4 protein-coding genes are annotated in these 11,938 nt (G+C 37.8%); 3 read left to right on the forward strand and 1 reads right to left on the reverse strand.

Features of this window, described 5'->3' with window-relative positions; all coding sequences use genetic code 11:
- Positions 1 to 6: 6 nt before the first annotated feature.
- From J655_RS14505 to J655_RS14515, 3 genes are read left to right on the forward strand one after another with little or no spacing between them, the layout of a single operon-like run.
- Positions 7 to 10,512: an interleukin-like EMT inducer domain-containing protein gene (locus tag J655_RS14505; RefSeq protein ID WP_032052584.1), complete on the forward strand. Its 10,506-nt coding sequence runs from the start codon at positions 7 to 9 to the stop codon at positions 10,510 to 10,512.
- 44 nt (positions 10,513 to 10,556) lie between these two features.
- Positions 10,557 to 10,877, forward strand: coding sequence for a hypothetical protein (locus J655_RS14510; protein WP_032052585.1), 321 nt, complete (start codon positions 10,557 to 10,559; stop codon positions 10,875 to 10,877).
- Entirely contained in the window at positions 10,877 to 11,539 is a 663-nt protein-coding gene (locus tag J655_RS14515) for a hypothetical protein (protein WP_032052587.1), read from the forward strand. Before J655_RS14510 ends, J655_RS14515 begins: the two co-directional genes overlap by 1 nt.
- 56 nt (positions 11,540 to 11,595) lie before the next feature.
- Here J655_RS14515 and J655_RS14520 read toward each other — a convergent pair whose 3' ends face one another.
- Complete coding sequence (locus J655_RS14520; protein ID WP_032052588.1) at positions 11,596 to 11,790, reverse strand: hypothetical protein; 195 nt, start codon at positions 11,788 to 11,790, stop codon at positions 11,596 to 11,598.
- Positions 11,791 to 11,938 lie beyond the last annotated feature (148 nt).

Raw genomic sequence — 11,938 nt, forward strand, 5'->3', positions numbered from 1 at the left:
AAATATATGAATGGTTATAAACGTGCAAAGATTTTAAGTTACAACGCAAAAGGTCGTACTGCACAAGTACACATTCATGGTTTAACTGATGGCGCAAGTGAAGGCATTACGGCAACTTTTGCCTATCCAGTCGGTGATAGTGATTTAGATACAGAAATACAAATTGTGGATGGGGAAGACGTCTATGTCTTCTTTGAAAACGGCAATGAAGAACGTCCAGTAATCCATAGTTATGTCAGTCACGGAGACGGCGCGATTGTAGGTGTGCGCCGTATTCGACAAGACAATATTGAATTTATTTCTAAAGAAAATTTAAAAGTAGATTCTGGCACAACTGTATCTATTAAAACGCCGTTGATGAATGTGCAAGCTAATACACAACAAACTGGTAATAGCACATTAACGGGAAATAGCACTGTAGTAGGTAATACTTCAGTTGCAGGTAATAGTTCTGTTGCAGGCAGTATGGCCGTTGGTACAACGCTTACTGTAGCAGGTGTGCCTATTGATCCTAAAGCTATTGAGGGTGCATTTAAAGACGCTCTTGATAAGTTAGAGAGTTTAAAAGAAGACTTAAAAGAACAAGGCGAAATAATTGATGAAAACAAAGATCAGATAAGCCAAGAAATTGATGAAAAAATAAAAGAAGTAGAAGAGTTAATTGATAATATTAAAGATTCTGATGCCTATAAATTGCTTGAAGAAGGTATTAATCACATTGATGAAGAGGTGCAAAAAATACATGACCAAGTAAAAGAAGTAGGTCAGATTGCACAAAATAAAGTTGATGAAATTCGGGCTTATATTGATCAAGAAATTGTCGATACCAAACTGATTGTTGAACAGCATGCAAATGATGCAAATATTCGTTTGGATGAAGCCAATCAACGTATTGATCAATCAATTCAGGCAAACGAAGCGTTGGTAGCTGATGCTCAACAACGGGCTATCCGCGCTGAGAAAGAACTCGATGACAAAATTGGTTTCATCAAGAGAGAAACGGATTCTATTATTGCTGATGTTAGAAGTGATTCTGATGAAATTCGCTTGGTCGCAGAAAATGCGAAAAAAATTGCAGATCAAGAAGTTCTAGACCGTAAAAAACAAGCAGCTGACACTCTAATTGTTATTGATCAAACTAAGGCCGCTTTAAAACAAGATATTGATCAAAACTTAGTTAAAGCTGGTCAAATGATTGATGATGCTAAATTAGCATTGGGTGAAGAAACAAATACTCTCATTAATCAAAAAATTGAACCAATAGTAAGCCAAACTGAAGCTGCAGTTAAGAAAGTAGATCAAGTAGCTGCACAATATGTTGAACTTGATAAGAAAGTTGATTCTGGCTTTCTGGCTGAAGCTGAAGCACGTGCAAATGATAAAGAGGCTTTAACTCAAAGTTTTGAGCTTAAGTTTGCTGAAATGCAAAACGAATTGGGTAAATCAAACGCCTTAATTTCAGAAGAATCTAAAACTCGTGCAGCTCAAGACAAAGCAATTACTGAACAAATTAGTATTGCTCAATCTCAAATTGGAGATAACAAAGCTGCCATTAATAGTGTTGAACGAACTGTAGTTGACCTTACCAAATCTGTTGCTGAAAAAACTGATCAAATACAAGCCAGTTTAGACACCACAAATGCAAGTTTATTAAGTGCGAATGAGTTAGCGCGGATGCAATCACTTGGTAAACCTTTACGTGATGATCCGACGTTTCTATCGGGGAATGGGGGATTAAGTGCCTATGCGGTACCAGCAGGCTCAACACTAACTCGACAAGCCAAATCAACGGATAACCCCGTAAATAGTACCCATGAGATGCTTTTAAGATCTACAGCATCTTTAGGTGGTGGCTGGTATCCAACTGTTCCTACACTTGTAGCTGCGCCTAATAAAACGTTTTTAATAAAACAAATTATTAAAATGCCAAAAGGGACATATTTATTACCTGTTGGCAATGCTACAGGTACGGGTGGTTATTTACGGGTACTTGGAAATAAAGAAGGTACAGGCAAGTTTGAGGTTTACTACTCTGTTGTTCAGTGTGGCTATGATGCACCAGCAGCTATCCATGGGCATTTCCGTGTTATTGCTGGCACTAATCCACCTTTGCCAAGCACTACAAGCCCAGTTGATGTAATCCTTGCTGATTATGAGGTCTGGGATATTACAGCACTAAATGACACCATTCCTAAAACATGGCGTGATCAAATTACTGGTAATGCCTCATATATCGAAAAGGTTGAATCATCTGTAAAACTTGTTGATGAGAAACTTGTTTCAGAAGCAAAAAAACTTGAAGAACTAAAGACTGACTATAATTCAAATAAAACAAAAACAACGTCTGATTTAGCGACAATTACTCAGTCAGTTTCTGATGGAGATAAAGCCTTATCATTACGTATCGACCAAACGAAAGCAGCTCTGGAAGAAGCAGATCGTCAGTCTAATTCAAATATTCTAGAAGTTACTGAGTCACTAGCTGAATTTGAACAGTCTACCACGACGAAATTTACAAAACTTGATACAAGTATCTCGAAGGAAAATTTGAAGGTACAAGGCCAGATTGTAGATGTCCAAAAAAGTGTATCTACTTTAGAAAGTAATACAAACACTAAAATATCTGGCCTTTCTTCTTCACTTAAAACTACTGATGATATTGCTAAACTGGCTTTCGATAATGCAGCCGAAGCGCAGCAAACTGGTACAACAGCGGTAAAAGCTACTGAAGCACTTTCTCAGAATTTATTAAGTCTCAAGTCTCAAACTCAAGTAACTACTGGTGTGAGGGCAGTAGTAACAGCAAAAGGAATTGATGACTGGTCAACTTGGCGAACTACAGGTGAAGCTAAAGTACTTCAAGATTCTGATGCATTTGGCGGTTATATTCTTGAGCTTGGTAATAATGCTGGCAATGATGAAGCTTGGGTTCATTGGAAAGAATTAGTAAAAATTAATCCAGATACGCTTTATCGGGTGCGTGCACGTTTCCGTCGTGTTGCTGGTGAAAATGGAAGTATTTATTTAGGTGTTGCATGTAAAACAGCAGATCAAACTAAGTATGTAACAACTACAAATAATCTTGCTGCAGACATGGGCTCATCAAATTACTTGTTGTCTGCAATTAAACCAAATTTAGGTGAATGGCAAGAAGTAGTACTTTACCTGAAAGGAAAATCTACAGGTGCAGCTACGGGACTTGGAACAATTGATAATCCGCGTACTTTCCCAGCACAAGCTGAATTTTATGCCCCAATGTTTATTGGTAACTATGCAGCTCAATCAGGTATAAGTCAGCTTAACTACATTATCGTTGAAGATAACAACTCTTTAGCTTCAGCAAATGATGCAACAGCAACTGCAAATGATTTATTCAAAACTGCTACTAATAGAACTGAGGCTGAAGCAGAACGGACCAGTAAGCTTGAATCAAGAATGCAAAATGCTGAAACAGGTATTCAGAGCAACGCTCAAGCATTATTGAAAACAGCTACAAAGAGTGATCTTGAGAGCGCCATGGGACGTGTGGCTACTGATATCACAGCTGCAGTAGATAATATTAAAATAGGTGGGGTTAATGCGGTAGCTAATTCAGAAGCGCCAAGAAGCTCAACAGCATCAACTAGTCGTGAATACTTAATGTATGAACGAAGTAAAGAGCTCAAAGCTTTTTATGACGAAAATTTAGATAAGCCGGTTACTATTTCTTTTGACGTGAGTGTGCCCGTTGCTGGAACAGTACAAGTTTACTCTTCAAATGGATCTGCTCATTACTTTACAACTTCAGTTACTGTAACAAAAGCAAATGAGTTTCAAAGATTTGCAGTTACAGTATCTCCCAAAGTACACACTGGAAGTACTACCGAATCAACAATTGAGTTTTATGGAACATATGGTTCTGGTCGAATTCCAACGATTCAAAAATTACAGATCGAAGCAGGCAATAAGGCTACTGCATGGAGCCCAAGCCCACGTGATACTCAAAGCTCTTTAAATGCTAATGCGGAAGCAATTAAAGTCACTCAAGCTGAAGTGAAGAAGAATGGCGATACTTTATCTTCTCAAAGTATAGATATTTCTAAGCTTAGAAATGATCTAACTTTGACTAACACTGAAGTAGGGAAAAAAGCCTCAAGTGAAGCACTTGAAACAACAAATTCAAAAGTAACTGAACAAGCTGGACAGATTCAGGCTGTAACTGAACAGGCAAATACCTTGTCTGCGAACTTAAGTAAATCAGCACCAGCGGGTACAAATCTTTTAATTAATTCGAATGTAAATGGTACCTATGATGGAGTTTCGTATCCTCATGTACTTTATAAAATGGGGGAAGATTGGGAGGTTGGTGCAAAATATACATTGTTATGGTGTGCAGAACATAAGCGTAATAATGCTGATACAAACTCTACATTAGGTGCATATGTAGGTGGTGGACAGCAGGTTGTTCAATCACTTACAAATAGTAATGGGAAAGTAGTAAGTAAAATTACTTTTACTAAAAACAGTAGTGGTTTAGGTAAGTACGTCAATTTCTACATGCTCAATAGGCCAAATGCAGCACAAGGTTCTATTGGTACAGTTTACTGGGCTGTATTAGTCAAAGGGGAGTTAATAACTACTGAGAGTTGGATTGCTAGTCCTTATGACTTCAATGCGGCATTTGACCAAGTTTCTGCGAATCTAAATGAGTTTAAACAAATCTATGTAACTGAGAGTGGTGCCCTTGCTCAAAGAACATCAAAACTTGAAGCCGGGATGAGTGATGTTGAGAAAAACATTTATAACACTACTCAGGCCCTAAATAACTACGCTACGAATGCAAAATTAGATGAAGTGACAGCCTCTCAAACTAAGGCATTTAATACTTCACTCACTAAATTGGATGAATCAATTAAAGCCGAAAATGATAGTGATTCGTTAATACCTGATTATAATTTAGCAAACCCTGATAAGTGGATTAGCCATTATGGCTATGACATGAAGCAGTACTTCAAAACAACGACAACAGGCAAAGTTACAAATACTGTTTTCCGTAAAGATACAACGGTTCCAGTGAACTGTTTTAACTACAGTTTAAGTGCAGTTCCTAATGATCGCACTTATCGTATTTCATTCTGGGTTCGTTGTTCTTCTGACTCTAATGGTTCGTTAAGCGTACCAGTAATGTTTGGATACGCTGATGGTTTATGGACTACTGCGCGATATACTACTCTAAGTGTCCCTGCAGCTATGGTGCCTGCAAAGGATGGTAACTGGTATTTCGTATCTGTTATTTGTAATTTAACGTCAAATACGACTATTCAACAGATGCGTTTTGGTATCGCTCTCGGTCACACAGGCTCGGCAGGGTGGTGGGAAGTTCAAGGCTTTAAAGTTTCACCAGTTCTAAATGAATCAGATGTAGACAGCACAATTGTTAAGTCTTCTATTCTTATTGATTATTCAAGTAAGTCTGATACTACTAAAGCAATTTCCGCTGCTACTGAGTCACTTGAAGCCAAATTCCGTCATAAATTTGGTGATCTATGGACTAACAGTTCAGCAACTCTTGATAGTACTCGTTACACGAAAACTGAAACGAACCAAGCGATTGCAGAGGAAAGTAAAATCATCAAAGCCGCTATTTCTACTAGCGGGGGCGATAATATTATTAAAAATGGTGATTTTTCTAAGCCTCTTGAAATTTCAAATTGGCGTCAAAATGCAGCAGTAGCAGGTAGCTTATTAGAAGTTTATAAGGACTCAAATGGGATTACTTGGGGGCATTTTAAATCCACCAATACAGCTACATATTTTAAAGGCTTTATTGAGACGATTACTTTAGCTGAAGGTCTAGAAGGGAACCAGAAATACACGTTGTCATTCAAGGCAAAATCTTTGACAGCTGCTCAATCACAAATACTCCTAATCATTCATCGTCGTGATGCTGCAGGTAGTAATAATCAAATTGGAACCTCTTGGAATAATATTTCGACAGATAAAGAAGTTTTATGTACTTATACATTTGATACAAATCTTGTTGATTTACAATATATTAATGTAATTTTATATGCTCAAATTGGATTTGCACCTGATTTTTTAATTCGTGAAGTTCAAATTGAAAAAGGTGAGCTAGCAACGGGCTTTAGAAAAAATCCTCGTGAACTTGAAAAAGGGTTAGAGGCTAATGCGACTGCCATTGAAGGTACCAAGGCAGATGTTAAAAAGAATGGTGAACAAATTGCATCCATTTCAGAAAATTATGTAACTTTAAAATCTGCGGTCGATAACAATAAATTAGCTGCTGACGGAAAGTTTCAAGAAATTAACTCAACAATTAGCGACAACCAGCAAAATACAACACAGTCAATTTCGAACTTAGAGTCAAGTTATAAACAACTTAATCAAGATCTTGGTCAAGTTTTCAATTATCGTGTCTACTCATGTGGTTGGAATGGCTTTTTCACAGGGATAAAAAACCTTAAAGGTGAAATCAAATCCGTAGCTTCAGCTCGCGGATTCTCAGTTCATGTTTTAGCTGCTGATGGGTCAATTGCTTCTTCAACTCGATACGATACATATGCTGCTATCGCGAATGCAACGGCGATGAGCAATGCTATCGCCGCGATTCCGAATGACACATTTGTTATTGTGACCAACTACGACAGTATCGGAGTAAATATTGCTACTGTTAAAAATGCCTTAATCTCTCTTGGGGCAAATCCATTTACAATTGATCAAATTACTGGCCGTGATGCATACATATTAGTAGGTCAAAAAGGAATTGGCTCGGGGAGAGGGATCGAATTACATTCAACACCAGATACGGGCCCAAATGGAGCCAAACAAATCATGCTTGCCGTTCAGGTCGTAAGTGGTATTCCGATTGGTTTGGCAAATAACAGTGGTAACCTACAAAAGGTGTTAGAAAACCACGCTCAAATACTTCAAGAAAAAATTACTCGATCTGATGCTAAAGAAGTCTTTGCTGAAGAAATTAAAGTCTTCAAAGCACAATTAGATACCTTACGTTATTCAGAAGAAAACTGGATTTTACTCGGTGATGATACTAAAAATTTAAGTATCACCACTGGCACCAATAGAACAGTTGCTGTTTGGGAACTTCAATACAAACATAAAGAAATTCCCATAGATAAAGGTGACCCAGTTGTTGCAAGAATCAAATATACCGCTGCAGCTGGTTTGGTTGGAGCAACTTGTAGCATTCAATTCCATGGAGCAACTTATAGCATTGGATTGCCTTCATTTATAGTTGCTGCTAGTGGTGAAATTGAATTGACTGGTATTTTCCCATCTGATGTAAAAGCAACTGCATTTGAAGCAATTCCATTAGGGCTGCGCTTTGATAATGCACCGTCAGGTGGAACTTTTACGATAACTAATATGTTTATCAGCCGTGGTAATTCTGCACCGAATTTTAAAGGCGGTTTTAGATCCTCTCTTAAGCAAAATGCACAGTTTGTAGAAGATACCTTTATCAAAGCAGATGCAAACAAAGGTGTTATTGCCCAGCAAATTCAACAATATGATGCTGGTGTACCTGGTGGCTTATCTACAGTAGTGAAAACAACAAAAGCTACAGCTGATCAAACCTCACAAGATCTTGCAACTCTTAAAAATACTGAAATTTCGCAGTTACAAACAAGTACTAACAATCTTGGCTCGGCATTAGAAAACACAACAATGCTGGCGATGATGATTACTAACGGCAAGTTGGTGCAAGGAGATGTGAACTTTAAGAAGGGTAATAATGCAGTAGGTGTATATAACAATGCTGGCAATGGGAATGTTGCTGTTACACGTGTTGCAAAAAGTGCGGATAACCCGACTACATCAACACATGAGCTGGAAATCAAAACCATTGGAACTGCCAATCCTACATGGGGTGGTTTTTATCAGGCCGTGAATGGCCGAGCAAATGCGGTCTTCGTTATTAAATACCTCATTAAATTGCCCATTGGATATAAGCTAGTGAATGCTGGTAACGCTATGGGTACTGGTGCCATTGATAGATTTATTGGAAGTACTGAGGGTACAGGAAAATTCGAAACTTATATTCGGATGATTAAATGCGGTGCCACAGGTTCAATTACTTACTCAGGACATGTTTATGTAGCTGGCGGATCTACACCAACTGCAACTGCACCTTTAGTTTGGTCCTTAGCTCAAATTGAGCAATATGACGTTACTGATTACGCTTCAGCTGACCCGACATTACAAGATTTTGTTTCTACAGCTACAGACTCTATTTCAACATTAACCAATTTCAAAGAAACATGGGCCGCCAAACTTTCGGAGATGTCTTCAAAGTTAGACAGTAAAAACGGCGCTTATATTTTGAATGCGGATATGACAAATACTAATGTTGAGCGAGCTATTGCTGCATCATCACAGAAAATTACCTCAGAATATACTAATGCTATGAGCGTTCAGCCATTGGGTTCAGGTGGAGGCAAAATTTTCGTGAAGCCCTTAACTTGGCGTCAACCAATCACGACCTCGGGTACGCTTGTAATTAAGACACCAATTACAATTGGTGCCTTCATGACTAAGGTTAAAATCTCAGGTTATAACTACAACAACAAAGAAGACAATATTTTTGATTTGGACTTGGCGTTCTATGCATATACGTCAACAGTGCCATTTTATCCAAATATGACTTCGCGTTCTTTTGGTATCACCTTAGATGAAAGCAATACTACGACTAAAGGTTTGGCTTTAGCTTTAGATAGCAATAATAAGGTGTGCATTTTAATTACCAAAAAAGATGCTTGGTCTTACCCAGCTATTACGGTTGAGTCAGCAACAATTACTCATACAAACCCGCCTGATAACTTTAAAGAAGGTTGGTCAGCGGCTATTGAAACGGATTTATCGGTTTATAAATCAGTAACGCCGTTTACTGTCACTTCAATGATGGAAACGACTGCAGGTTCTCAAGCCAAAGTTGATATTCCAATGGCTCAGTTAAGTGATATTGCAGCTGATAATAAACTTACACCCGTTGAGAAAAAACAGGCGAAGTTGGTGTGGGATACTCTTTATCAAACTGATACTAGCTTACGAGCTGAGGCTGTCACTTATGGTATATCTTCAGCTGCTTATGCAACGGCTTTTAGTACTTTAAATACATATTTGGCTTCTTTGTTTGCCAATATGAATACAACTAGCACGATTGATCGAAATCAGTTTATTACTAACTTTGCGAATGTTCACAATGCACGTCAAGCATTGGTAAGAGCAATATCTGAAAAGGCAAAAGAGATAGCCGATTCTGCAAAAGACTTAGCATCAACTACAAAAGCAACATTAGAGCGTGATTACATGACGTCTACCAAGACGAATGAAGCAATTGCATCTTCAACTGAAAGAATGTCTGCACTGTATTCTGCTAATGGTCAAAAGATTATGGCTTCAGTACTAGATACCTGGCAAAAAGATTGGTTAGTAAAAACTCCAAGTGGAAATAAACCTGAGCTTAATTTAGTGGCCGATGCAACTTGCCGTGGGGGATATGCACTAAGAATAGGTAATAACGTTGGAAATGATGAAGCTTGGTTAAATTGGTTTGCTTCTTTGCCAATCGATGACAACAAATACTACCGAGTGAAGTATCGATTCCGCCGTGTTAGTGGTACGGGTGTTGTATACCTAGGTGCAACTTGTCAGAACGCCACTAAAACTAAGTATGTGGCCCAAGATAACACCGAAATCAATGATATTGGAGCTAGTCATTATCTTGTTGCTGGTACCGCACCAGCGCTGGGAACTTGGATAACTGGAACTGCATATTTCAAGGGTAGATCTGCTGGTGCAAGTGCAGGTGCCGGCACTCTACTAAGTCCAAAAACATTTGCGAATAAAGCTGCTTTCTTTACTCCAATGATCATCGGTAACTATTCAGGAAAAGCTGGTGAGGTGGATCTAGACTTTATTGATATTGAAGATGCAGACAATATTGCAGATTTTGAAAACTTCAAAACTACCTACACAACTGATGTTGGTGCATATGCTGGTGCATTACAAACCTTAGTTTCTGTATACGGCCAAAACGCTATCAAACTTAAATCTCAAGCTGACTTGATTGATGGTGTGAAGGGTAAATACGTAATGGGTATGGATAATAACGGTGTGTTTTCTGGCATGTCTATGGTCAGTGAGCAAACGAATGGAACCGTTATCAGTTCAATAGGTTTTCAAGCGGATAAAATTTTCTTCACAACTGGTACATCTTCTACTAAGTACATGCCGTTCATAATCCAAGACAATCAAGTCATTATGAATAGTGATGTATTTATTAAGAATTTGACTGCTTCTAACTTCAAAGTGAAATCTTTAACAGCCGATCTGTTTAACGTTGACAAATTAAGCGCGATTGCTGGTGAGTTGGGAACTTTAACTACCTATAAGGATCCTACTAAGCCTAATGGCGCGAGAATGGTCTTGAGCGGAAGTTTAATTACGGTTTACGATGATAATAATGTTGTCAGGGTTAAATTAGGGCTGTGGTAGTGAAGATGGGCTAGTTATCTAGCCCTTTATTTTTGGAGGACAATATGCCACAAGGCTTACAATGTTTTGATGAAACTGGGAAGATTGTTGTTGATATTACAGATCGTCAAATGCACTTAATACATACTTTTGAAGTCTCTATAGGTTCTAATGAGTATTATAAGGATTATGTTTATGACGGTATTACATCTGAAACTCATATAGCAATTGTTAGAGAAGACTGCTTAGGTAATATGACTCAGCAATACCCTACACTTGCTTACCATGGTGGGCCTTTTGCGTCTATTTATACACCTAATGTAGTAAGAGTGAGTGCATTGACTGGTTTAGCCCTTCTTACTGTTGATATTTATAGGTATGGATAATGTCTGGCTTTGAAGTAAGTAATGATAAAGGTGAAATTATTGTTAGCGACACTTACAGACATTTAGGTGTAAATTCTGTACAAGTGTTAGATGGTGGTACACCTAGTTCAATAGGTGCATCTTCTGGTTGGGCACCTAGTTTTATTCAAACCCCTAGTTTGGTATATCCTTCTTTTCGTAATGATTTACCAAAAGAGACTCTTTATATTTTAAACCTATCAGAAGGTACGGAGTTTTGTGGGAAATATTGGCATAGTGTGCATAACAATAATATTTCATTTTTAAGTTATGACTACACAAAAATCTCTGGTTATTTAGATGTATATGATGAGCAAGGTAATTTAATCTGGTCTGCTATATCTGCTAAAAATGTTCCAAGGATTGTGCAAACATATCAATTAACAGCAGATAACTTATTAAACGGTATTACGCTGAGCATTGGTTCTAATGTAGGTATATTACTAAATACTATACCTTCATGGTTTAGACCGGGACCTATGAATAACTTAAATAGAGGGGGCGTGTTTGGTAGGTACTCTAATGGTCAGTTACAATTACAGTTTGCTGCTGCTGCTAAATTAAATGATATCTCCCCAAGGATTATTGAAAATTTAGGGCCAAATGGCACTCTTCCTGTTCATATTACCTCTTTTGCATCATAAGGTTACTAGATAAAAAGAAAGCCCCTTAATTGGGGCTTTCTTCATTTAATTGCATTTTATACAGTTTGATCAGGACTTTGTGGTTCTTCTACCAGCGTATAATTAACAGCTACAGCACCAGTATCAAGATCCCAACCTAAATTCAAAGTTTTGAAAGCAGGGCGATTGTTATATTTCTGATTATTAACAATATCCTTAGTTTTTTGAGCAAGTTCGATATCTAAATCGGTAAATACTTTTACTTCAGCCATGAGCTTTTCCTCTAAAACAGATTAAAAAATATGTGCAGATAGAATTGCATGCTGTGGATTTATTGAATCTGTACGGTTCCAATTAACTTTGGAACCAATCTAATAGTTAAAAAATGGTAGCCATCAAAATACTTAATTATTTAAGTAT

This window comes from Acinetobacter sp. 1294243, assembly GCF_000588015.1.
Lineage (GTDB): Bacteria > Pseudomonadota > Gammaproteobacteria > Pseudomonadales > Moraxellaceae > Acinetobacter > Acinetobacter pittii.

What these genes read in the sequence shown, in the direction of transcription:
- J655_RS14505 (WP_032052584.1), top strand. Translation starts at nt 7, where the DNA reads ATGAATGGTTATAAACGTGCAAAGATTTTAAGTTACAACGCAAAAGGT.
- J655_RS14510 (WP_032052585.1), top strand. Translation starts at nt 10,557, where the DNA reads ATGCCACAAGGCTTACAATGTTTTGATGAAACTGGGAAGATTGTTGTT.
- J655_RS14520 (WP_032052588.1), bottom strand. Translation starts at nt 11,790, where the DNA reads ATGGCTGAAGTAAAAGTATTTACCGATTTAGATATCGAACTTGCTCAA.
- J655_RS14515 (WP_032052587.1), top strand. Translation starts at nt 10,877, where the DNA reads ATGTCTGGCTTTGAAGTAAGTAATGATAAAGGTGAAATTATTGTTAGC.